This is a genomic window from Streptomyces sp. NPDC090077 (genome assembly GCF_044747545.1).
Taxonomy (GTDB): domain Bacteria; phylum Actinomycetota; class Actinomycetes; order Streptomycetales; family Streptomycetaceae; genus Streptomyces.
Genome location: NZ_JBIVEG010000005.1, coordinates 360,769 through 383,525 on the forward strand (window position 1 = coordinate 360,769; position 22,757 = coordinate 383,525).

Here is a 22,757-nt window from a genome sequence, read left to right on the forward strand (position 1 = left end):
CCTATTTCTCGACGTATCGGAGGGAGCGTAGCCCGCGCTCCAGATGCCAGTGCAAATAGGCCGAGACCAGCCCGCTGCCCTCGCGCGCGTGGCGCGCCTCGCAGGCGTCCGCGTGCTTCCAGTCGCCCGTCAGCAGGGCACTGAGCAGGGCGATGGCCTCCGACGAGGGTACGACGGAGCCCGGCACCCGGCAGTCCCCGCATATGACCCCGCCGGCGGCGACGGAGAAGTGCCGGTTGGGGCCGTGGATCCCGCACTTCGCGCAGTCCTCGAAGCTGGGGGCGTAGCCGTTGACGGCGAGGGAGCGCAGCAGGAAGGCGTCGAGGATCAGGTGCGGCTCGTGTTCGCCGCGCGAGAGCGTGCGCAGGGCTCCGACCAGCAGCAGGTACTGCTGTACGGCGGGCTCGCCCTCGTTCTCGGTGAAGCGTTCGGCGGTCTCCAGCATGGCCGTGCCGGCGGTGTAGCGGGCGTAGTCGGTGGCGATGCCGTTGCCGTAGGGGGCGATGATCTCGGTCTGGGTGCACAGCGGCAGGCTGCGGCCGATCAGCTCGCTGCCGCGGGCGAAGAACTGCACGTCGGCGTGGGAGAAAGGTTCCAGCCCGGCGCCGAACTTGGACTTGGTGCGCCGCACCCCGCGGGCGACGGCCCGGACGCGGCCGTGGCCGCGGGTGAGGAGCGTGATGATGCGGTCCGCCTCACCCAGCTTCTGGGTGCGCAGCACGATGCCGTCGTCGCGGAACAGACTCATGGCCCCATTGTCCCCTGAGCGCGGACAGCGCCGACCCCCGCCCGGACCGTGTCCGGACGGGGGTCGGCACCCCTTGGGAGGATCAGGAGGCGGGCGCACCCGCGTCGTCGGCCTTCTCGGCCGCCTTCTCCGCGCCGGCCGGGGCGGCCGCGGGCTGGGCGGGCAGCCCGGCCCGGGGGGCTTCGGCGGGGGCCTGGGCGGCGGTCTGGGCGTCGTCCTTGGCCAGGCCGTTGAAGATCAGGTTGAGGACGATGGCGGCCGTGGCACCGAGGGTGACACCGCTGTTGAGGAGCGAGGACAGGTCCGGGTCCATGTACTTGGAGAAGAGGACCGGAACGGTGGCCGGGAGCAGGGCGAAGGCGAGGGAGACGCCCACGACCAGCGCGTTCTTCTCCTCCTTGAGGTCCACCTTGGCCAGGGTCTGGATGCCGGCCAGCGCGACCATGGCGAACATGACGGTGGCGGCGCCGCCGAGGACCCCGTGCGGGACACCGGCGACGATCGCGGCGGCCTTGGGCAGCAGACCGAGGACGATCATGAAGACACCCGCGGCGACGACCACGAAGCGGCTCTTGACCTTGGTCATCCGCACCAGGCCGACGTTCTCGGCGAAGGCGACGTAGGGGAAGGAGTTCAGGACGCCGCCGAGGGCCGTCGCGGCGCCGTCGGCGCGCAGGGCGCGGGCCACGGTCTCGCTGTCGACCTCCTTGCCGACGATGTCACCGACCGCGTAGGTGTCGCCGGTCGTCTCGACCATGGTGATCAGCATGACGATCAGCATCAGGACGATCGGGAACCATTCGAACTTCGGGACGCCGAAGTGGAAGGGCGTGGTGACGCCGATCCAGTCGGCGTTGCCGACGTCGCCGAACTTCGCGTCCCCGAGGGCGAACGCGACGCCGGTGCCGACGACCAGGCCGAGGAGGATGGCGATGCTGGAGACGAACGGCTTGCCGAGCTTCATCAGGATCAGGATGAAGAGCATCGTGCCGCCGGCGTAGGCGAAGTTCTTCGGGTCGCCGAAGTCGGGGCTGCCGAGGCCGCCGGCCGCGTCGTTGAGGCCGACCGGGATCAGGACGATGCCGAGGACGGTGATCACGGTGCCGGTGACCACCGGCGGGAAGAGCCGCATGACCGCCTTGAAGGCCTTGGCGGGCAGCCAGGCGAAGGCGAAGGTGGCGATGCCGGCGGTGATGACCGCGCCGTAGATGACCAGCAGTGCGGCGGTGCCGCCGCCGGCGCCGAGGCCGATGGCGATCATCGGGGACACGGCGGTGAAGGTGACGCCCTGGATGAGCGGCAGCCGCGCGCCGATCCTGCCGATGCCGAAGGCCTGGATGATCGAGGCGATACCGCAGGTGAAGAGGTCCGCGTTGATCAGGTAGACCAGCTGTTCAGGGCTCAGCTTGAGTGCGCTGCCCACGATGATCGGGACGATCACCGCGCCGGCGTAGAAGGCGAGTACGTGCTGGAAGCCGTACAGCGCGAGCTTGGGGAGGGGGAGCACCTCGTCGACCGGGTGCGTGCTCTGCTCTCCGTTGGCGGAAAGCCGGGCGGCGACACGTGCCATCTCTGCCTTGCCCTTCAAGGTAGGTAACTGAGAGGAATGCGGGAGAAATTCGGGTGGAACCTGGTTATCCCTGGCCGGAGTGGGTCGTTAACCCGTTGGTCCGCCGGGGTTGTCAGTGCGAACACGCAGATCTCGTCGTGTGACCGGAATTGAACGCCTGTGGAAGTGCTCACAGATATCGTCGACTTCGACAAAGTGTTGACGTTCTGGGACCTTCGATCTGGAGGTTCCTCCAGTGGCGCCCGCCCCTGCACAGGAGTATGGGACGACACCCCCGGAGTCTCCCGTTCCCGCTGCACACCTGCGAAGTTCCCCGTCCTGACAGGGGATTACCGGCTTAGCAAGCCTTCGGTCACGCAAATCAGAGGGGTTAATTCCGGCCGTCCGAAATGCGGAATTCTTGTACGGAAGTGGGAACTCCACCCCTTGCACGGATCAAAATACCGGCCGGTTCACCCCCGCGAGGCCGGATCGTTACCTCCCGGAACTCCGCATCGCGGAATTCCGCCCCGAAACGCGGCCGGGCCCGGCGGAAAACCGCCGGGCCCGGACCTCCGTACGCGTGGGTACTAGGGAGCGCGGACCGCCGACAGCAGTCCGGCCACCTCGTCCGTGCCCATCCGCAGCGCCGCGCCGACCGTGGCCAGCACCTCGCGCTCGGCCGGGATGTAGGGCCCGTCCGCGAGCGCGATCCGCGCGCCCTGGAGCAGGACGGACTCCCGCCCGGGCCCCGCCAGGTGCGGGGCCAGCGGCTCCAGCGCCTCGTGGAGCTCGATCGACAGCGCGGCCCCGCAGCACTCGGGCCCGTCGTACAGCCCCAGCCGGCCCTCGTCGGTGGCCAGCGCCTCCACGAGGGACTCCAGCTGCTCCGCGGTGCAGTCCTGGAACCCGGCGGCCCGTACGGCCGCCACGGCGGCCTCCAGGGCGCTGCGCGAGGCGGTCCCGCCCGCCGCGAGGACGGCCAGTGCCACGGTGTGCACGGCGTCGCGCAGCAGGGCCGAGAAGCGGGTGGTGGTCAGGTGGTCCAGCACGTCGGTGTCGAAGCGCCGCCGGCAGCCCTGGCACTCGACGACCGGCCCGGCCTCGCCGCGCGGCAGCAGCGGCACGCCGAGCACGGTGAAGCGCCTGCGCCCGGTGCGCCGGCGGTAGTTGCGGTCACCGCCGCAGCCGGGGCAGAAGAACTCCCCGTCCCCCACGGTGTTCCAGGTGGTGCGGATGCCCCAGACGGTCAGCTTCCGGCCGTCCCCACCCCGAACTGGCAGCACGTCGCACCTCCATAACCATCCGGCAGCAGCGCCGGGTTGGCGTGATGTTAGCCACATCGGTGAGGATGCGTCAGTCGTGCGACAAGACAACATCCCGCGGGGCCGGGAGTTGGCCGAAGTGCGCCCCCGGCGCCGCTCCGCTTTCCCTACCCTCTCCGGCATGAACGAGAAGTCCTGTCTGGTGACCGGAGCCGCGAGCGGCATCGGCCGGGCCACGGCCCTGCTGCTGGCCCGTTCCGGGGCCCGTGTGACCGCGTCCGACGTCAACGGCCCCGGCCTGGAGTCCCTGCGCGCGGAGCTCGCCGCGGAAGGGCACGGGGTCACCGTCGTGACCGGTGACGTGTCCGATCCGGAGGCCAACCGCGCGATGGTGACCGCCGCCGTCGCCGCGTACGGGCGGCTCGACGTCGCCGTGGCGAACGCCGGGGTGCTCCCCCTGTCGGACGTACGCGAGACCACCCCCGAGGACTGGGACCACGTCATGGCGGTCGACGGCCGGGGCATGTTCCTGACCTGCAAGTACGCCATCGAGGCGATGACCGCGCAGCGCCCGGCGGGCGGGGCGCTGGTCTGCGTCTCCTCGATCTCGGGGGTGGCCGGGCAGGCTCGCCAGGCCGCCTACGGGCCGGCGAAGTTCGTGGCCTCGGGGCTGACCAAGCACCTGGCGGTCGAGTGGGCGGCGCGCGGGATCCGCGTCAACGCGGTGGCCCCCGGAACCATCCGCACGGAGCGGGTGCTGGCGCTGGACGACGAGCCGGGCGGCCCGGAGTACCTCGCGGAGGTCGCGGCGGCCCACCCGATGGGCCGGCTCGGCGAGCCGGAGGAGGTGGCCCGCGTCATCGCCTTCCTGGCCTCCGACGCGGCCTCCTTCGTGACCGGGGCGGTCCTTCCGGTGGACGGCGGCTACCTGGCCCGGTGAGCGGGTCCGCACGACGACGGAGCCCCGCCCCTCCGGTGGGAGGGGCGGGGCTCCGTCGGGTGAATCAGCGGCCCGCGCGGTTGACGGCGGAGATGACCGCCTTCAGGGAGGCGCGGGTGGTGTTGGCGTCGATGCCGATGCCCCACAGGACCCGGCCGTCGATCGCGCACTCGATGTACGAGGCGGCGACGGCGGAGGCGCCCTCGCTCATCGTGTGCTCGGTGTAGTCCAGCAGGCGGGCGTCGACGCCGATGCCGGCCAGCGCGTCGAAGAAGGCCGAGATCGGACCGTTGCCGGTGCCGTTCAGGACCGTCTCCACGCCGTCCACGACCGCCTCGACGGTCAGCGTGTCCGTGCCGTCCTTGTCGGTGGCGGTGGAGCCGGAGCGCAGCTGGATGCGGCCCCACGGGTTCTCGGGGTTGGGCAGGTACTCGTCCGAGAAGACGTCCCAGATCGCCTTGGGCGTGACCTCGCCGCCCTCGGCGTCGGTCTTGGCCTGGATGATCCGCGAGAACTCGATCTGCATGCGGCGCGGCAGGTCCAGCTTGTGGTCGTTCTTCAGGACGTACGCGATGCCGCCCTTGCCGGACTGCGAGTTGACCCGGATGACCGCCTCGTAGGAGCGGCCGACGTCCTTGGGGTCGATGGGCAGGTACGGGACCGCCCACTCGATGTCGTCCACGGTCTTGCCCTGGGCGGCCGCGTCGGCCTCCATGGCGTCGAAGCCCTTCTTGATGGCGTCCTGGTGGGAGCCGGAGAAGGCGGTGTAGACCAGGTCGCCCGCGTAGGGGTGGCGCGGGTGGACCTCCATCTGGTTGCAGTACTCGCTGGTGCGGCGGATCTCGTCGATCTGGGAGAAGTCAATCTGCGGGTCGATGCCCTGCGAGAACAGGTTCATGCCCAGGGTGATCAGGTCGACGTTGCCGGTGCGCTCGCCCTGCCCGAACAGGCAGCCCTCGATGCGGTCGGCGCCGGCCATCAGCGCCAGCTCGGCGGCGGCGACGGCGGTGCCGCGGTCGTTGTGCGGGTGCACGGAGATGCAGACGTGCTCGCGGCGGGTCAGGTTGCGGGCCATCCACTCGAAGCGGTCCGCGTGGGTGGACGGCGTGGAGCGCTCCACGGTGGCGGGCAGGTTCAGGATGATCTCGCGGCCCTCGCCCGGCTGCCAGACGTCGCAGACGGCCTCGCAGACCTCCAGGGCGAAGTCCAGCTCGGTGTCGGTGAAGATCTCCGGGCTGTACTGGTAGCCGAAGGTGGTCTCCGGGCCCAGCAGCTTCTCGGCGTACTCCATGACCAGGCGGGTGCCGTCGACGGCGATCTGCTTGATCTGCTCCTTGGAGCCGCGGAAGACGACCCGGCGGAAGGTCGGGGCGGTCGCGTTGTACAGGTGCACGGTGGCGCGCTTGGCGCCGATCAGCGACTCGACGGTCCGCTCGATCAGGTCCTCGCGGGCCTGGGTCAGTACGGAGATGGTGACGTCGTCCGGGATCGCGCCCTCTTCGATGATGGAGCGCACGAAGGCGAAGTCGGTCTCGCCGGAGGACGGGAAGCCGACCTCGATCTCCTTGTAGCCCATGCGCACCAGCAGGTCGAACATCTCGCGCTTGCGGGCGGGGGTCATCGGGTCGATCAGCGACTGGTTGCCGTCGCGCAGGTCGGTGGAGAGCCAGCGGGGAGCCTTGGTGACGCGGGCGTCCGGCCAGGTGCGGTCGGGGATGTCCACCTGCTCGTACTGGCCGTACTTGTGGATCGGCATCCCGGAGGGCTTCTGGGTGTGGGTCGCGTTCGTGATGGGCATGGGGCGACCGACAAAAGTGTGCTGGCTCATGGCGTTGGGCTCCTCGCGTGTCCGCGTGTAGTTCGCTGAACGGCCGACGGCGGTCGTAAAAACCGCAACACCAAACTCCGCGGGGAGGGGGCCGGCCTACGACTACAGACCCTCGCCGCGGCAGCTAAGGAGAAGCAGCCCGAAACGCATGATGGGCCGAGCCTAACCGAGCCGCGCCGTATCGCGAGGACCTGTTTCAGTATGCAAGACCGGGGTGCCCGATTTACACCCTTTGTGAGCTACGGCTCCCTTCGCGCGCCCAGGTCAGGGCGATCCGTCAACGCGGCGCGTCAGATTTGAGACAACCGAATGAATCATGGTCGCCGCTAGTGACAGCGCCGTGACCCACTGCCACATTGCCGTGCATGGATGCCTCCCTTTCCCCTGTCCACACCCCCCACCACCCCGTCTTCTGCACCGTCGTGCCCCCGTACCTGCTCCGCAAGGCCGCCCAGTCCGCGGACAGCGTGCGGGCCGAGGCCGCGCTGCGCACCCTCGAACACGACAGCGGCCTGCGCGAGCGCCGGCAGGTCAACGCCCTCCGGGGGATCGTCCCGTCCCTGGCCGACGCACCCGCCGAGGGGCCCGCCCGGACGATCTACGACGCCCAGCACCGCACCCGGCTGCCCGGGAAGAAGGTCCGGGCGGAGGGCTCCGAACCGGTCAAGGACGCCACCGTCAACCGCGCCTACGCCGGGCTCGGAGCGACCTACGAACTGTTCCTCAAGGCCTTCGGCCGGCACTCCATCGACGACTCCGGACTGCCGCTGGACGCGACCGTCCACTACGGCCAGGAGTACAACAACGCCTTCTGGGACGGCCGCCAGATGGTCTTCGGCGACGGCGACGGCGACCTGTTCCTCGACTTCACGGTGTCGGTGGACGTCATCGGGCACGAGCTGGCCCACGGCGTCACCCAGTACACGGCCAACCTCGACTACCACGGCCAGTCCGGGGCGCTCAACGAGTCCATGTCGGACGTCTTCGGCTCGCTGATCAAGCAGTACTCCCTCGGCCAGACCGCCGACCAGGCGGACTGGCTGATCGGCGCCGGGCTGCTCGGGCCGAACGTCACCGGGGTCGCGCTGCGGTCCATGAAGGCGCCCGGGACCGCGTACGACGACGACGAGCTCGGCAAGGACCCGCAGCCCGCGACCATGGACGACTACGTCGTGACCACCCGCGACAACGGCGGCGTCCACATCAACTCCGGGATCCCGAACCACGCCTTCTACGTCGCGGCCACCGAGCTGGGCGGCAAGGCCTGGGAGCGGGCCGGGCAGATCTGGTACGACACCCTGACCGGCGGACAGCTGGGCGAGAAGGCCTCCTTCAAGGACTTCGCCGGCCTGTCGACGGCCGCGGCCGCCACCCGGTACGGCGAGGGCGGCGCGGAACACCAGGCCCTCCAGAAGGCCTGGTCGGCCGTCGGCCTGGCCTAGGCCCGGCCGCCCTCCTGGGGTAGAAGGGGCACCATGCGGATCGAAGTGGTGCGGACGGGCGGTTTCGCGGGGATCGAGCGCCGGGCCGAGGTGGACACCTCGGGCCGGCCCGACGAGGAGGAGTGGCAGGCGCTGGCCCTGCTGGCACTGCGCCCGGACCCCCGGGGCGGCCAGGGGCCGGGCGGGGTCCGGGACGGGTTCTCGTACCGGATCACGGTGGACGGGCGGACGGTGTCCTGCCAGGACCCGCACCTCTCGGACGCCCAGCGCAGCCTGGTCTCCCGGGTGCTGAAGGAGGGTGCGTAGGGAAAGCGGGTGCCCGGGGCCCGGTGGTCCTGCTTGGATGGCGGGATGACTGAAACGATCTTGGATGCCCTGGAGCGCTACTACGACGCCGTCCCGCGCCGGGGCGGGGCGCGGGGCGAGGACTTCGGGCCGCTGACCCTGTTCGTCCAGGAGGGGCAGGGCTGGCAGTACTACGCGCGGCCCGCGCTCGGCGGCTCCGACGCGACCGCCGCCGACGTGCTCAAGGTGCTGGAGAGGCAGCGGGAGCTGGAGGTGCCGGAGTCCTTCGAGTGGGTGGCCGAAACCACTCCCTCGCTGCGGGCGGCGGTGGAGGCCGCCGGGCTGCACGTCCACGCCCACCCCCTCATGGCACTGGACGCCGGCGCCGAACCGCTCCCGCCGCATCCCGAGGTCCGGCTGCTCGGCGCCGACGACCCGCTGCTGGGGGCCGCCGTGACCGTACCGGCGCTGGCCTTCGGCGAGCCCGGCACGGCGCTGGGCACGGCGGGCCCGTCGGAGCTGGCGGCGGCGCTCGCGGACCCCGGCGCCGAGGAGCGCCGGGCCCGCGTGTCGGCGATGCTCGCGGACGGCCGCACCGCGATGGCCGCGGCCGTGCGCGACGGGCAGGTGCTGTGCTCCGGCCAGTACAACCCGGTCGGCGACGTCGTCGAGGTCGTCGGCGTCGGCACCCTCCCCACCGCCCGGCGCCAGGGGCTGGCCCTCGGGGTGACGGCGGCCCTGGTCGCCGAGGCCCGCGCCCGGGGCGCCCGTACGGTCTTCCTGTCGGCCGGGGACGAGGACGTGGCCCGGATCTACGCCCGCGCCGGCTTCCGCCGGGTGGGCACGGCCCTGATCGCGGAGCCGGCGGGAGCCTGACCCCGACGGGGTTTGCCGGTTCGGCAACGGAAGTTGCCCGGGCCGCGGCCGCGGCGCACCATCGGCCGCACCGGCAGACCCTCCCCCGGCCACCGCCGGGGGACCCCACGGAAGAGGCCCCCATGTCCCAGCACCGGCACCATCACCAGGAACAGCACCCCGAGGGCGCGAGCGAGCACTGGTGGGACGCCCGCTACCGCGAGAGCGACCGCATCTGGAGCGGCCGGGCCAACGAGGTCCTGGTCCGCGAGACCGCCGGACTCACCCCCGGCCGGGCCCTCGACCTCGGCTGCGGCGAGGGCGCCGACGCCGTGTGGCTGGCCCGGCAGGGCTGGCGGGTCACCGGCACCGACATCTCCGGGGTGGCCCTGGAGCGGGCGGCCGGGCACGCCGCCGAGGCGGGGCTCGGCGACCGCGTCGACCTCCAGCGGCACGACCTGGCCGAGTCCTTCCCCGACGGGAAGTTCGACCTGGTCTCCGCGTGCTTCCTGCACTCGTACGGAGACTTCCCGCGCGAGCGGATCCTGCGCACGGCCGCCTCCGCCGTGGCCCCCGGCGGCGTCCTGCTGATCGCGGGGCACGCGGGCGGGCCGTCCTGGGACCCGGACGCGCACGCCGACGTCCGCTTCCCGACCCCGGACGAGGTGCTCGCGGAGCTGGAGCTGCCGGAGGGCGCCTGGGAGGTCCTGCTGGCGGCGGAACACGAGCAGCCCCTGACGGCCCCCGACGGCCGGCCGGGAACCCGCAGGGACAACGCGCTGAAGCTGCGCCGGCTGGGCTCGTAGGGCTAGGCCGTCTCTTCCGGATCTAGCTCCCCCAGCTACCGCTGGGAGGTGCCCCCAGACCCGCGCCGCCCGGCACCGCACCTCGCTGCGTTGTCGAGGCACCCGAGTACGTCCAGTAATCGGGCGCCTCTCCGCCTTGCGATGCACGGCACCGGACGCCGCGGGCTTAACCGGCCAGATCCGAAAGAGACGGCCTAGAAGCCGAGCTTGCGGAGCTGCTTGGGGTCGCGCTGCCAGTCCTTGGCGACCTTCACGTGCAGGTCGAGGAAGACCGGCGTGCCGAGCAGCGCCTCGATGTGCTTGCGCGACTTCATGCCGACCTCCTTCAGGCGCGAGCCCTTCGGGCCGATGATGATGCCCTTCTGGCTGGGGCGCTCGATGTAGACGTTGGCGTGGATGTCCAGCAACGGCCGGTCCGCGGGCCGGTTCTCGCGCGGGATCATCTCCTCGACCACGACGGCGATGGAGTGCGGGAGCTCGTCGCGCACGCCCTCCAGGGCGGCCTCGCGGATCAGCTCCGCGACCATCACCATCTCGGGCTCGTCGGTGAGGTCGCCCTCCGGGTACAGCGGGGGGCTCTCGGGCAGCAGCGGCGCGATCAGGTCGGCCAGCAGCTGCACCTGGGTGTCGCCGACCGCCGAGACGGGCACGATCTCGGCCCACTCGAAGCCCAGCTCCTCGGCCAGCCGGTGGACGGCGATGAGCTGCTCACCCACCAGCTTGGAGTCGACCAGGTCGGTCTTGGTGATGATGGCGATCTTGGGGGTCTTCTTGATCCCCGCGAGCTCCTTGGCGATGAACTTGTCGCCGGGGCCGAGCTTCTGGTCGGCGGGCAGGCAGAAGCCGATCACGTCGACCTCGGCCCAGGTGGTGCGCACGACGTCGTTGAGGCGCTCGCCGAGCAGGGTGCGGGGCTTGTGCAGACCGGGGGTGTCGACCAGCACCAGCTGCGCGTCCGGGCGGTGCACGATGCCGCGGACGGTGTGGCGGGTGGTCTGCGGCCGGTTGGAGGTGATCGCGACCTTGGTGCCCACGAGCGCGTTGGTCAGGGTCGACTTGCCCGCGTTGGGGCGGCCGACGAAGCAGGCGAAGCCCGCGCGGTGCGGGGCGGTGGGCTCGGGGGAACGATCGCTCATACGGGCCATTCTCCCCGATGCGGCCCCCCGCGCCGACCAGACCGCCCCCACGGGCCCCCGGACCCGACCCGTCCGCCCGGACCACCACCCCACGGGGCAAGCCCCGCACACCCCCACCCACCCGGACCGAACCCGAGCCCACACGCCCCGCCGGCGCCCGGGCCCGGGCGCCTGCCGGCGGGCTCGGCCCGGAGGGCTTTTCTCCCCGCCCCGCCCTTCCACCGTTCCCCGGGCTGCGCCCGGACCCCTCCTGGGGGCTCCGCCCCCAGACCCCCGCGCCTCAAACGCCGGCGAGGCTGGATTCGGCCGGCCGGAGCCGGATGTGCCGGCCAGGGCTGGTCGCCTGGCGGGGCTGGAGTGCGCGGAGCGCACTTCCAGCCCCGCCGGCGCTTGAGGCGCGGGTCCGGGCAGGGCCCGGGGAACGGTGGAAGGGCGGGTAGGGGACCTCCGCCCCGCGCAGCGGCACACCACCGGCCCCCGCCACCCGAACCGGCCCCGCCCGGCAGGCCGCCGGACGGAGTCCGGCGCAGCGGCACGAAGCTGGGGAGGCGCCCCAGGCGCCGAGCCGCGCGAGCGGCACGTCGAGAAGGAGTGCGGCGCGTCAAGAAGGGGCTGGGCTCAGCGTCAGGGTGAGGACCGCGCGGTACGCCCCCGGCGGGGTGTACGCGGGGAGCGTGAGCGTCAGCACGGCGTCGACCGTGGCGGTGCCCGCGCCCGCCGCCCCCGTGGCCAGGACCGCCCCGTCCGCGCCCACCGTCCCCGCGGCGCCCGGCGCGCAGCCGCCCCGGCAGGACGGGGTCCAGGTCAGCACGGCCCCCGGGGCGGCGGCGTCGGGACCCGTGAACCCGGTGAGTTTCCCCGTCAGCTTCCACCCCCCGCCCCCGCGCCGGGTGTCGTCGACGGTGACCGTGCCGATCCGCCCGGGGGCCGCGCCGCCACCCCCGTACCCGACCGTCCCCAGGGTCACCGCCGCCCCCGCCTGGGTCATCGTCAGCGCGCCCGGGTCGGCGGCGACCGCGGGGACGAGCGTGTACGGCGCCGGCGCCGCGCCCAGCGGCGGCGACCAGGCCGGGCCCTCGTACGCCACCACCCCCGTCGTGGCCCGGTCCGTGACGGGCAGCTCCACGACGAGCGCCCCGCGCCCGTCCGCGGTGGCCCGCGCCCGGTCGGCCGTCCGGGTGGTGCCCGCGCGGCCCTCCACGGTCACGGCCGCGCCGGGGGTGAAGCCGGCCCCGGTGACGCGGACCCGGGCGCCCGGCCCGCCGTCGGCCGCGCCGAGGACGACCCGGCGCAGGTTCATGACCGGCAGCGGGGCGGCGGGCGGCACGCACGCCCCGTCCCCGGCCTCCGGCGGGGGCGAGGTCCCGCCGGGCCCCACGCCCGCCCCCGGCGCCGACGTACCACCCAGCGCAGGGCCCCCACCCGACGTGGCGGCACTACCCAGCGCAGGGCCCCCACCCGCCACGGGCGCGCCCGTCGACGTGCCCCCGCCCGGCGCCGGGGCCGGGGCCGGGGCCGGGGTGCCCGTGCTCGGTGCCGCGACGGAGCCGGGCACCCCGGCCGCCGCCGCGCCCTCGGCAGAGACCGGGCACCGCCCCGGCGGCGTCTCCTCCTCGGCCGCGGCCGGTGTGCCCAGCGCGGCCGCCGCGAGCACCGCCGTGCCGACGGCCGCCGACCATCTCCTGCTGCGCGCGCGTGTCCGCACCTGCCCGCCCCCTCCCCGACAGGGGGCCATTCACGAGCGGGCGGCGGGAGAAGTCAATGCACGGACCCCGCACCGACTGATGGCCCATCAGAAGATGGCGCGGTCCTGCGGAAGGTGCGCCGGTAGGCGGTCGGGCTGACCCCCAGCGCCGCCTGCACGTGCTTGCGCAGCGACTGCGCGGTCCCGAAGCCCGCCTCCCGCGCGATGGTCTCGACCGGCAGCTCCGTCCGCTCCAGCAGCTGGCGGGCCCGCTCCACCCGCTGCCCGGTGATCCACTCCCCCGGGCTCACCCCGCACTCGTCGCGGAACCGGCGCGTGAAGGTGCGTACCGACACGGCCTCCTGCCGGGCGAGGTCGCTCAGCCGCACGGGCTCGTGCAGCCGGGCCAGCACCCAGGCCCGCGCGGCCGCGGTGCCGGCCTGCTGCGGGTCGGGCACGGGCCGCTGGATGAACTGGGCCTGCCCGCCCTCGCGGTGGGGCGGCACGACGGTCCGCCGGGCGGTGTCGTTGGCGATCGCCGCACCGTGGTCGCGGCGCACGATGTGCAGGCACAGGTCGATCCCGGCGGCGACCCCGGCGGAGGTCAGCACGTCCCCGTCGTCGGTGTAGAGCACGTCGGCGTCCACCCGGACGGCCGGGAACATCCGCTGGAAGTGCTCGGCGTAGGCCCAGTGGGTGGTGGCCGGGCGGCCGTCCAGGTAGCCGGCGGCGGCCAGCACGTAGCCGCCCGTGCAGATGGACACCATCCGGGTGCCGGGCCGGACGTGGGCGAGGGCCGCCGCCAGCTCGTCGGTCAGCCGGCCCTCGGCGTGGACCGGGCCCAGCTCGTGCGATGCGGGCACCACCACGGTGTCGGCCGTCGCCAGCAGCTCGGGGCCGTGCTCGACGTGGACCGCGAAGTCGGCGTCGGTGGCCACCGGGCCGGGGGCGAGACCACAGGTGAGGATCTCGTAGAGGTGCCGCTCCCCGGCGTCCTTGGCCCGGCCGAAGATCCGGTGCGGGATGCCGAGCTCGAAGGGCAGCAGCCCGGTGAGGGCGAGGACGACGACCCGGTGCGGGTTCTCGACGGTGGCCATGGCCCGATCGTATCGAAGCATGACAGTCAGGCCACTGTCGTACGGGGCTCCGCGGGCCGGAAGCTGTCCGCGTGACACAGACAGCCCCTGCCTCCCCCACCGCCGCCCCGCGCACCCCGCGCCGGCCCGGCCGCGTCCACCGGGCCTGGTTCGCCGCCGCCGTGGCCTTCGTGACGATCATCGGCGCGGCCGCCTTCGCCTCCCTCCCCGGACTGCTCATCGAGCCGCTGCACGCCGAGTTCGACTGGTCGCGCGGCACGATCGGCTTCGCGATCTCGGTCAACCTGGCGCTCTACGGGCTCACCGCGCCCTTCGCCGCCGCGCTGATGGACCGCTTCGGCATCCGCAAGGTGGTCGCGGTCGCCCTGACCGTGATCGCGGGCGGCTCGCTGGCCACGGTGTGGATGACGGCCGCCTGGCAGCTGGTGCTGCTCTGGGGCGTGCTGGTGGGCCTGGGCAGCGGTTCCATGGCGCTGGCCTTCGCGGCGACGGTGACCAACCGCTGGTTCACCGCCCGGCGCGGGCTGGTCACCGGCATCCTGACCGCGGCCGGTGCCTCCGGACAGCTGGTCTTCCTGCCGCTGCTGTCCTGGCTGGTGGAGAACCACGGCTGGCGCCCGGCCTCGGTCACCGTCGCGCTGTCGGCCCTCGCCGTCGTCCCCTTCGTCTGGCTGCTGCTGCGCGACCACCCGGCCGACGTGGGCCTGGCCCCGTACGGCGGCGTGTACGAGCCCAAGCCCGCTCCCGTGCCGGGGGCGGCCCGCCGGGCCCTGACCGTGCTCTTCCGGGCGGCCCGCACCGGCCCGTTCTGGCTGCTGGCGGGCACCTTCGCGATCTGCGGGGCCTCGACCAACGGGCTGGTGCGCACCCACTTCACCCCGGCCGCCCACGACCACGGCATGCCGGTGACGGCCGCCGCCGGACTGCTCGCGGTGATCGGCGTGTTCGACGTGCTCGGCACCATCGCCTCCGGCTGGTTCACCGACCGCTTCGAGGCGCGCCGGCTGCTGGCCGTGTACTACGCGCTGCGCGGGGTGTCGCTGATGTTCCTGCCGGTGCTGCTGGCGCCGAGCGTGCATCCGCCGATGGTGTTCTTCATCGTCTTCTACGGCCTGGACTGGGTCGCCACCGTCCCGCCGACCATCGCCCTGTGCCGCGAGCACTACGGGCAGGACGGCGCGGTCGTCTTCGGCTGGGTGCTGGCCTCGCACCAGGTGGGCGCGGCCCTGGTGGCCTTCCTCGGCGGGGTGGCCCGCGACGCCCTCGGCTCGTACGACCTGGTCTGGTACGCGGCGGGCGGGCTGTGCGCGGTGGCGGCGCTGATGGCCATGGTCATCCGCCGCCGGGCGGCGGAGCCCGCTACAGCGGCGGCCGCGTGAGCAGTTCCCGCAGCCAGCGGGCCCGGTCGGCGTCCCCGGCGTCCCCGGTCTCCCCGCCGCCGTCCGCGTCCGGGGCGGCGACGGGGAAGAAGCGGCCCCAGGCGGAGACCCGGCCGATCGCCGCGAGCCGCCAGGCCAGCCGGGCCGCGCGGCGCAGCTCCCCGGGGGTGCGCCCGTCGCCGGTCCACGGCTCCAGGTAGGCGTCGCGCAGCCGGGGCAGCACCTCGGGCCCGTACCGCCGGGCGGCGGCCCGGGCCGGGACGAGCAGGCTGCAGAAGGGGTGGGTGACGGAGGCGTCGCCCCAGTCGAAGAAGGTGAACCGGCCGGGCCCCGGGGCGAAGACCTGCGCCTCGTGGAGGTCGGAGTGGTCGAGGGTGTCGCCGATCCCGGCCGCCGCGAGCTCCGCGCACCAGCCGGCGAAGCGGGGCCGCAGGGCGTGCAGGGCCCGCCGGTCGGTGTCGTCCAGGGCGGTGTTCTCCCCGAGCATCCGGTCGAGGATCCCGGGCAGTGCGGCGGTGGGGGCGCCGGGCACGCCGAGCGCCTCGATCTCCGGGGTGCGCGGGAGGAGGGAGCGCTGGAGTGCGGCGTACCGGCCGAGCACCGCCTCCCAGGCGCGCGGGCCGCCGTCCGCCCGGTCGTCGTCCAGGACCGTCCCGAAGAGCGGCCCGCCGTCGGGCAGCAGGGCCCAGCCCCGGGCGGGGTCGACGGCCAGGGGGCGCAGGGTGCTGCCGGGGGACCAGTCGGCCAGGGCGCGGGTCAGCCCGGCCTCGAAGGCGCTGGCGGGCGGGTTGGCCTTGAACCACACGGGGCCGCCGCCGCCGACGGAGAACCGCACCAGTACGGACCAGGGGCGCAGCCGGACCTCCCTGGGGCCGTGCTCGCCCAGCCCGTGCGCGGCGAGGGCGTCGGCGGCCCAGTCGAGCGCCTCCGCCCGCCAGCCGGGCCGGTCCCAGGGGGTCACGGGCCCGGGGAAGTCTCCGCGGTCCACGGTCTCGCGCGCGTCGGGCTGCATCGGCCCATCACACCACCGCGCCGGCGGGCGCCGCCATCGGATTCCGCCCTGTTCGGCGGGCGGCTCCGGCGCACCGCCGGAGGCCTCGGATCAGGCTCCGGCGGGGGTGGTGGACTTCAGGGTGCCGTCGGGGGCGGCGAGGAGGACCGGGGTGTCGGGGCCGCCCAGGTCGCGGACGGCGGCGCGGTCGGCGTCGGCGGGGGCGTCGGCCGCGCTGACGACGGCGGCGGCCTCCAGGGAGTTCGCGCCGCTGGCGACGGCCATGGCCACGGCCGTCTGGAGGGCGCTCAGCTTCAGGGAGTCGAGCTCCACGGTGCCGGCGACGTAGGTGCGGCCGGTCTCGTCGCGTACGGCCGCCCCTTCGGGGACTCCGTTGCGGGCCCGGGCGCTGCGCGCCAGCGTGATGATCTTGCTGTCCTCGGGGTCGATCCCGTTGCCCACGGCACTCTCGCTCATAGGCGAAAGCATAGGGAGCGCCCCGGCGCGGCCGTGCAACGACCCCGCCGGGGCGCCCTCCTCCGCTCCCCGACCCCCCCCGTTCCCCCGTGGAGCAGGACAAACCTAAGCGAAAGGTAAGGGGTTCCTGCGATCCAAAGGTCCCGTCCCCACATGACCTTCGACCCTCTTCGGGCCTGGCGTCACGGCCGGTCGAGCTTCAGCCGCTCCGCCCTCGGCAGCCCCGCCACGACCAGGTCGTACGAGTCCTCGACCAGCTCCCGCACCATCGCGTCCGGCAGCCCGCCCACGGTGACGGTGTTCCAGTGCCGCTTGTTCATGTGCCAGCCCGGCGCGACCGCCTCGTGCTCGGCCCGCAGCCGCACGGCCGCCTCCGGCTCGCACTTGAGGTTGACCTTCAGCGGTTCGGCGTCCAGCGCCGTCAGCGCGAACACCTTGCCGAGCACCTTGAACACCGAGGTCTCCGGGGTGAAGGGGAACTCCTCCACCGCCGCGTTGAAGCCCAGGCAGAACGCGCGCAGCTCCGCGGGGGTCATTCCCCCTCCTCCCCTTCGGCCGCCGCCGCGGCCACCGGCTCCACGAGCACCGTGACGATCTTGTTCCGGCGTCCCGCCGGGGACTCGGCCGTCAGCCGCAGCGGGCGCCCGTCGGGCAGCTCCACCACCGCCGAGGCGCCCGCGATCGGCACCCGGCCCAGCGCCTTGGCCAGCAGCCCGCCGACCGTCTCCACGTCCTCGTCGTCGAAGGCCTCCACCCCGAACAGCTCGCCGAGGTCGGTGATGTCGAGCCGCGCCGTGACCCGGTAGCGGTCCTCGCCCAGCTCCTCCACCGGCGCGATCTCCCGGTCGTACTCGTCGGTGATCTCACCGACGATCTCCTCCAGGATGTCCTCGATGGTGACGATGCCGGCCGTGCCGCCGTACTCGTCGATGACGACGGCCACGTGGTTGCGGACCGACTGCATCTCGCGCAGCAGGTCGCCGGCGTTCTTGGTGTCGGGCACGAACACCGCGGGCCTCATCACCGTCGAGACCAGGTCGGCCTCCGCCTCCCGGTTGATGTGCGTCCGGCGGACGAGGTCCTTCAGGTACACCATCCCGACGATGTCGTCCTCGTTCTCCCCGGTGACCGGGATCCGCGAGAAGCCGGACCGGAGCGCGAGCGTCGTCGCCTGCCGGATCGTCTTGTACCGCTCGATGCAGACCAGGTCGGTGCGCGGCACCATCACCTCGCGCACGAGGGTGTCCCCCAGCTCGAAGACCTGGTGCACCATCCGGCGCTCGTCGTCCTCGATCAGGGATTCCTTCTCGGCGAGGTCCACCATCGCGCGCAGCTCGGCCTCGGAGGCGAAGGGCCCCTTGCGGAAGCCCTTCCCGGGGGTGAGCGCGTTGCCGATCAGGATCAGCAGCTGCGGGATCGGCCCCATCACCCGCGCCAGCGGTACGAGGACGTACGCGGCCGCCGTCGCGGTGTTCAGCGGGTGCTGGCGGCCGATCGTGCGGGGGGACACGCCCACCGCCACGAAGGACACGAGCACCATCACCCCGATGGCGACGAGCAGCGCCGTCCAGTTCTCGCCGAACTCGTCGAGGCAGACGTACGTCACGAGCACGCCCGCCGCCATCTCGCAGGTCACCCGCACCAGCAGGGCCACGTTGACGTAGCGGGTGGGGTCGGCGGCGACCTGGGCGAGCTTCGCGCTGCCGCGCCTGCCCTCCCGTACGGCCTGCTCGGCACGGAAGCTGGAGACGCGGGCGATCCCGGACTCGGCGCAGGCCGCGAACCAGGCCACCACGGTCAGCAGTACCGCCCCGGTGATCAGCTGGGCGGCGCCGGTCACGAGACGGTCGGGGCCGGGGAGGGACCGGTCATGCCGCGCTCGGCGCGCCAGCCGTCGACGATGGCCGCCTGGAGGCCGAACATCTCGGCCTTCTCGTCCGGCTCCTCGTGGTCGTACCCGAGCAGGTGCAGCACCCCGTGGACGGTCAGGAGCTGGAGCTCCTCGTCCATGGAGTGCTGCGTCGGCGCCTCGTCGCCCTGCTTCTTGGCCACCTCGGGGCAGAGCACGATGTCACCGAGGAGCCCCTGCGGGGGCTCCTCGTCGTCCTTCGACGGCGGACGGAGCTCGTCCATCGGGAAGGACATGACGTCGGTCGGTCCGGGGAGGTCCATCCACTGGATGTGGAGCTGCTCCATGGCGTCCTCGTCGATGACGATGACGGAGAGCTCGGACAGCGGGTGGATCCTCATCCGGGTGAGCGCGTAGCGGGCGATGTCGAGGATCGCCTGCTCGTCGACCTCGGTTCCGGACTCGTTGTTGACGTCGATCGACATGGTGCGCTGGGTTCTACTTCCGCTGGTGGCCGTTCGGGGCCGGGTGGGCGTCGTCGTACTTCTCGTACGCGTCGACGATACGGCCGACCAGCTTGTGCCGGACGACATCCTCGGACGTGAGCCGCGAGAAGTGGATGTCCGGCACCCCGTCGAGGATCTCCTGGACCTGGCGCAGGCCGCTCCTGGCACCGCCCGGGAGGTCGACCTGGGTGATGTCACCGGTGATGACGATCTTCGAGTCGAAGCCGAGCCTCGTCAGGAACATCTTCATCTGCTCGACGGTCGTGTTCTGCGCCTCGTCCAGGACCACGAAGGCGTCATTGAGCGTGCGGCCGCGCATGTACGCCAGCGGCGCCACCTCGATCGTGCCCGCCGCCATCAGGCGCGGGATCGAGTCGGGGTCGAGCATGTCGTGCAGGGCGTCGTAGAGCGGCCGCAGGTACGGGTCGATCTTGTCGAAGAGGGTGCCCGGCAGGAAGCCGAGCCGCTCCCCCGCCTCGACGGCGGGGCGGGTCAGGATGATCCTGCTGACCTGCTTGGACTGCAGCGCCTGGACCGCCTTCGCCATGGCGAGGTAGGTCTTGCCGGTACCGGCGGGGCCGATGCCGAAGACGATCGTGTTCTTGTCGATCGCGTCGACGTACCGCTTCTGGTTGAGGGTCTTGGGGCGGATGGTGCGGCCGCGGCTGGAGAGGATGTTCTGGGTGAGCACCTCGGCCGGGGTCTCCGTGTCACCGCCACCGCTCCCGTTCGCCTTGAGCATGGCGATCGAGCGTTCCACTGCGTCCTCCGTCATCGGCTGCCCGGTGCGGAGCACCAGCATCATCTCGTCGAACAGGCGCTGGATCAGGGCGACTTCCGCCGCCGCTCCGATCGCGCTGACCTGATTGCCCCGAACATGGATGTCGGCCTTCGGGAAAGCCTTCTCGATCACGCGCAGCAGGGCGTCGCCCGAGCCGAGCACGGTCACCATCGGATGCGTCGCCGGGACCGTGAAATGGGCTCGCGCCTGGCCCGGCGCCGGGGTGTGGGCTGTCGGTGTCTGAGTCATGGGCCGGCACTGTGGCCTGCGCATACCTCCCACTGAGGGGCCGATCCGAGCGCCGGCCTCCGGAGTACCAAGGGTACGTCCACCCCGGGGCGTGCCCGAGGGGTTTTCCGGGCGCACCGGGGAGCCTCCTAGACGGGGTGCCGGAAGCCGATGGTCGGGACCGCGCGGCGGCGGGGGGAGGGGGTGGCGCCCGGCGGGACGAGGTCGTCCAGGAAGGCGTAGCGGCCCCGCAGGGCGGCGGGGGCCGTGCGCCACCAGTGGGCCACCTCGGGCCAGCCCGGGGCGGAGAGGGAGCCGCCGAACTCCTGCACCGACAGGGCGGCGGTCAGCCCGGCGAAGGCCAGCCGGTCGGCGAGCGGCCACCCCGCGAGGCTGCCGGTGACGAACCCGGCCACGAACACGTCCCCCGCACCGGTCGGGTCCAGGGCGTCCACCGTGATCGCGGGGACCTCCGCGGTCTCCCCCGTGCGGCCGTCCACCGCGTACGAGCCCTCCGAGCCCATGGTCACCACCGCGACCGGGACCTTCTCCGCGAGGGCCCGGGCCGCGGCGCGCGGACACTCGGTCCGGGTGTAGCGCATCGCCTCTCCTGCGTTGGGCAGGAACGCCTCGCAGTGCTGGAGGTCGGCCAGCGCGTCCAGGTCCCAGCGCCCGGTGTCGTCCCAGCCGACGTCCGCGAAGATCCGCGAGCCCCGGCGGGCCGCCTCGGAGATCCAGTCCTCGCCCTGCCCGGCGCCGAGCGAGGCCACCGCCGCCCGCGCCTTCGGGGGGCACCACGGGAAGGGTCCCGGGCCCGCCGGGGGCGGCGCCTCGTGGCCGTGGGAGACCATCGTGCGCTCGCCCTCGTAGGCCATGGAGACCGTGACGGGGCTGTGCCAGCCGGGGATGGTGCGCGACATGGACAGGTCGATGCCCTCGCCCTGCTCCAGGGCGTCCCAGCAGTACTCGCCGTAGTGGTCGTCGCCGAAGGCGGCGGCCAGCGAGGTGCGCAGGCCGAGGCGGGCGAGGGCGGTGGCCATGTTGGCGACGCCGCCGGGGCTGGAGCCCATGCCGCGCGCCCAGGACTCCGTACCGCGGACGGGGGCCGAGTCGAGGCCGGTGAAGATGATGTCGAGGAAGACCGTGCCGGTCAGGAAGACGTCGCAGCCCGGCTCTTGGGGATCGCGGACCGGTCCGAGCGGGTCGAGGGTGATGCGGCGGCTGTCCCGACTGGTCACGGCGTGCTCCCCGTTGAAGTGTCGTTTCTGCGAGTGGGCTGGAAAGGTGCCAGCCCTGCCCGGCCCCGGCCGGGACAAACCCCAGTGTGACGCACGTCACCGGGGCCCCGCCCCACTTCACCCCGGGCGTCACCCCCGCTTCGGCAGCGCCACCCGTCCCAGGTCCGCCGCCACCGTCAGCTCGCCCTCGAACCCCGCCGCACGGGCCTCGCGTTCGAACTCCGAGGGGTCCGCGTACCGCTGCGAGAAGTGCGTCAGCACCAGGTGCCGCACACCGGCGTCCCGCGCCACCCGCGCCGCCTGGCCGGCGGTGAGGTGTCCGTGGTCCTGCGCCAGCCGGACGTCCGCGTCGAGGAAGGTCGACTCGATGACCAGCATGTCGCAGCCCTCCGCCAGCGCGTCCACGCCCTCGCAGAGCCGGGTGTCCATGACGAAGGCGAACCGCTGGCCCGCCCGGTGCTCGCTGACGTCCTCCAGCGTGACGTCGCCCTCCGGCCGCTCCAGCCGCCCCTCGCGCTGGATCCGGCCCACGTCCGGCCCCTTGATCCCGTACCGCGCGAGCAGCCCGGGGACCATCCGGCGCCCGTCCGGCTCGGTCACCCGGTAGCCGAAGGACTCCACCGGGTGCGAGAGCCGCCGGGCCTCCAGGGCGTACGGGGGCCCGCCCGCGAGCACCCCGTCCGCGGCGACCGGCTCCTCCCGCAGCGACACGGTCTCCCGGTAGGCGGTGGCGTACCGCAGCCGGTCGAAGAACTTCTGCCCCGAGGCCGGGTAGTGCGCCGTCACCGGGTGCGGGACCTGGTCGAGGTTGATGCGCTGGATCACCCCGGCCAGGCCGAGGCTGTGGTCGCCGTGGAAGTGCGTGATGCAGATCCGGTTGATGTCGTGCGCGGCGACCCCGGCCCGCAGCATCTGCCGCTGCGTGCCCTCGCCCGGGTCGAAGAGGATGCCCTCACCGTCCCAGCGCAGCAGGTAGCCGTTGTGGTTGCGGTGCCGGGTGGGGACCTGGCTGGCGGTGCCGAGGACCACGAACTCGCGTACGGACACGACTTATCCGGGGGGCCACTGGAGGCCGCGGCCGCCCAGGACGTGCAGGTGGGCGTGGAAGACGGTCTGGCCCGCGCCGGCCCCGGTGTTGAAGACGACCCGGTAGCCCTGGTCGGCGATCTTCTCCTCCGCGGCGATCTCCCCGGCCTCGCGCAGTATGTCGGCGATCACGGCCGGCTCGGCGGCGGCGAGGGAGGCCGCGTCCGGGTAGTGCGCCTTGGGGATGACGAGCACGTGCGTCGGTGCCTGTGGGCTGATGTCCCGGAAGGCGATCGTGGTCTCGGTCTCCCGGACCACGGTCGCCGGCACCTTGCCGTCGACGATCTTGCAGAACAGGCAGTCCGCCTGCGGTTCCCCGGCCATTGCTGCGCCTCCCGTGACGTTGATCGTTCGCAGGGCATGCTACCGCCGCCCTGCCCGGGCGGGATCGGGTTCGCGCTGCCCGGTCCGGCCGGGACCCGGTACGGGACGCCGTGAGACGGCGCGGGCCCCTGTGCCGCTGCGCGGGGCGAGGTCCCCTACCCGCCCTTCCACCGTTCCCCGGGCTTCGCCCGGACCCCTACGGCGCTACCGCGCCCGCGCCTCAAACGCCGGCGGGGCTGAAATCAGCCCCGCCGGCGTTTGAG

General features: G+C 73.1%; 22 protein-coding genes. 6 read left to right on the forward strand and 16 right to left on the reverse strand.

What is annotated here, in order from left to right:
• Nucleotide 1 precedes the first annotated feature (1 nt).
• The 3 genes from recO to ACIPW5_RS12365 form a co-directional block, all read right to left on the reverse strand.
• A complete protein-coding gene (gene recO, locus ACIPW5_RS12355) occupies nucleotides 2-748 on the reverse strand; it encodes a DNA repair protein RecO (protein ID WP_385771248.1) in 747 nt (248 codons plus the stop codon).
• Nucleotides 749-830: 82 nt separating this feature from the next.
• The gene (locus tag ACIPW5_RS12360) at nucleotides 831-2,318 is read right to left on the reverse strand and encodes a nucleobase:cation symporter-2 family protein (RefSeq protein WP_401243803.1); all 1,488 of its coding nucleotides are present in this window, start codon (nucleotides 2,316-2,318) and stop codon (nucleotides 831-833) included.
• A 569-nt stretch (nucleotides 2,319-2,887) separates the two neighbouring features.
• The gene (locus tag ACIPW5_RS12365; protein WP_401243805.1) at nucleotides 2,888-3,583 is read right to left on the reverse strand and encodes a TerB family tellurite resistance protein; all 696 of its coding nucleotides are present in this window, start codon (nucleotides 3,581-3,583) and stop codon (nucleotides 2,888-2,890) included.
• A gap of 160 nt (nucleotides 3,584-3,743) precedes the next feature.
• Here ACIPW5_RS12365 and ACIPW5_RS12370 point away from each other — a divergent pair, with 160 nt between their 5' ends.
• Entirely contained in the window at nucleotides 3,744-4,502 is a 759-nt protein-coding gene (locus tag ACIPW5_RS12370; protein ID WP_401243807.1) for an SDR family NAD(P)-dependent oxidoreductase, read from the forward strand.
• Between the two features lie 64 nt (nucleotides 4,503-4,566).
• Here ACIPW5_RS12370 and leuA read toward each other — a convergent pair whose 3' ends face one another.
• Entirely contained in the window at nucleotides 4,567-6,330 is a 1,764-nt protein-coding gene (gene leuA / locus ACIPW5_RS12375; protein ID WP_401243808.1) for a 2-isopropylmalate synthase, read from the reverse strand.
• Nucleotides 6,331-6,695: 365 nt separating this feature from the next.
• On the opposite strand from leuA, the gene ACIPW5_RS12380 reads away from it, so the two are divergent.
• From ACIPW5_RS12380 to ACIPW5_RS12395, 4 genes are all read left to right on the forward strand, one after another.
• A complete protein-coding gene (locus tag ACIPW5_RS12380; RefSeq protein WP_401243810.1) occupies nucleotides 6,696-7,772 on the forward strand; it encodes a M4 family metallopeptidase in 1,077 nt (358 codons plus the stop codon).
• A 33-nt stretch (nucleotides 7,773-7,805) separates the two neighbouring features.
• Nucleotides 7,806-8,078: a protealysin inhibitor emfourin gene (locus ACIPW5_RS12385; RefSeq protein WP_401243812.1), complete on the forward strand. Its 273-nt coding sequence runs from the start codon at nucleotides 7,806-7,808 to the stop codon at nucleotides 8,076-8,078.
• Between the two features lie 45 nt (nucleotides 8,079-8,123).
• Nucleotides 8,124-8,933, forward strand: coding sequence for a GNAT family N-acetyltransferase (locus tag ACIPW5_RS12390; RefSeq protein WP_401243814.1), 810 nt, complete (start codon nucleotides 8,124-8,126; stop codon nucleotides 8,931-8,933).
• Between the two features lie 122 nt (nucleotides 8,934-9,055).
• Nucleotides 9,056-9,718 carry an SAM-dependent methyltransferase gene (locus tag ACIPW5_RS12395; protein WP_401243816.1) on the forward strand — a complete coding sequence of 221 codons (663 nt, stop codon included), beginning with the start codon at nucleotides 9,056-9,058 and terminating at the stop codon, nucleotides 9,716-9,718.
• 194 nt (nucleotides 9,719-9,912) lie between these two features.
• Here the strand turns inward: ACIPW5_RS12395 and era are convergent, their stop codons facing one another.
• The 3 genes from era to ACIPW5_RS12410 form a co-directional block, all read right to left on the reverse strand.
• Nucleotides 9,913-10,863 carry a GTPase Era gene (era, locus tag ACIPW5_RS12400; RefSeq protein WP_401243818.1) on the reverse strand — a complete coding sequence of 317 codons (951 nt, stop codon included), beginning with the start codon at nucleotides 10,861-10,863 and terminating at the stop codon, nucleotides 9,913-9,915.
• A 592-nt stretch (nucleotides 10,864-11,455) separates the two neighbouring features.
• Nucleotides 11,456-12,559: a beta-xylosidase gene (locus ACIPW5_RS12405; RefSeq protein ID WP_401243820.1), complete on the reverse strand. Its 1,104-nt coding sequence runs from the start codon at nucleotides 12,557-12,559 to the stop codon at nucleotides 11,456-11,458.
• Nucleotides 12,560-12,612: 53 nt separating this feature from the next.
• Nucleotides 12,613-13,635 carry a GlxA family transcriptional regulator gene (locus ACIPW5_RS12410; protein WP_401243822.1) on the reverse strand — a complete coding sequence of 341 codons (1,023 nt, stop codon included), beginning with the start codon at nucleotides 13,633-13,635 and terminating at the stop codon, nucleotides 12,613-12,615.
• Nucleotides 13,636-13,706: 71 nt separating this feature from the next.
• Between ACIPW5_RS12410 and ACIPW5_RS12415 the strand changes: the two genes are divergently transcribed.
• Complete coding sequence (locus ACIPW5_RS12415; RefSeq protein WP_401243824.1) at nucleotides 13,707-15,014, forward strand: MFS transporter; 1,308 nt, start codon at nucleotides 13,707-13,709, stop codon at nucleotides 15,012-15,014.
• Here the strand turns inward: ACIPW5_RS12415 and ACIPW5_RS12420 are convergent.
• From ACIPW5_RS12420 to ACIPW5_RS12460, 9 genes are all read right to left on the reverse strand, one after another.
• Entirely contained in the window at nucleotides 14,995-16,026 is a 1,032-nt protein-coding gene (locus ACIPW5_RS12420; protein WP_401243826.1) for an aminoglycoside phosphotransferase family protein, read from the reverse strand. The genes ACIPW5_RS12415 and ACIPW5_RS12420 overlap by 20 nt on opposite strands.
• Before the next feature lie 90 nt (nucleotides 16,027-16,116).
• Nucleotides 16,117-16,494, reverse strand: coding sequence for a cytidine deaminase (locus ACIPW5_RS12425; protein ID WP_401243828.1), 378 nt, complete (start codon nucleotides 16,492-16,494; stop codon nucleotides 16,117-16,119).
• A gap of 170 nt (nucleotides 16,495-16,664) precedes the next feature.
• Nucleotides 16,665-17,018: an MmcQ/YjbR family DNA-binding protein gene (locus ACIPW5_RS12430; protein ID WP_401243830.1), complete on the reverse strand. Its 354-nt coding sequence runs from the start codon at nucleotides 17,016-17,018 to the stop codon at nucleotides 16,665-16,667.
• On the reverse strand, nucleotides 17,015-18,322 hold the full coding sequence (locus ACIPW5_RS12435) for a hemolysin family protein (RefSeq protein ID WP_401243832.1): 1,308 nt from the start codon (nucleotides 18,320-18,322) through the stop codon (nucleotides 17,015-17,017). Before ACIPW5_RS12435 ends, ACIPW5_RS12430 begins: the two co-directional genes overlap by 4 nt.
• Nucleotides 18,319-18,816, reverse strand: a complete 498-nt coding sequence (gene ybeY, locus ACIPW5_RS12440) for an rRNA maturation RNase YbeY (protein WP_401243834.1) — start codon at nucleotides 18,814-18,816, stop codon at nucleotides 18,319-18,321. Before ybeY ends, ACIPW5_RS12435 begins: the two co-directional genes overlap by 4 nt.
• A gap of 13 nt (nucleotides 18,817-18,829) precedes the next feature.
• Nucleotides 18,830-19,867, reverse strand: coding sequence for a PhoH family protein (locus ACIPW5_RS12445; protein ID WP_401243836.1), 1,038 nt, complete (start codon nucleotides 19,865-19,867; stop codon nucleotides 18,830-18,832).
• Nucleotides 19,868-19,995: 128 nt separating this feature from the next.
• Nucleotides 19,996-21,084, reverse strand: a complete 1,089-nt coding sequence (locus tag ACIPW5_RS12450; protein ID WP_401243837.1) for a carbohydrate kinase family protein — start codon at nucleotides 21,082-21,084, stop codon at nucleotides 19,996-19,998.
• 129 nt (nucleotides 21,085-21,213) lie between these two features.
• The gene (locus ACIPW5_RS12455) at nucleotides 21,214-22,131 is read right to left on the reverse strand and encodes a ribonuclease Z (RefSeq protein ID WP_401243838.1); all 918 of its coding nucleotides are present in this window, start codon (nucleotides 22,129-22,131) and stop codon (nucleotides 21,214-21,216) included.
• Nucleotides 22,132-22,134: 3 nt separating this feature from the next.
• Nucleotides 22,135-22,494, reverse strand: a complete 360-nt coding sequence (locus ACIPW5_RS12460; RefSeq protein WP_401243840.1) for a histidine triad nucleotide-binding protein — start codon at nucleotides 22,492-22,494, stop codon at nucleotides 22,135-22,137.
• Nucleotides 22,495-22,757 lie beyond the last annotated feature (263 nt).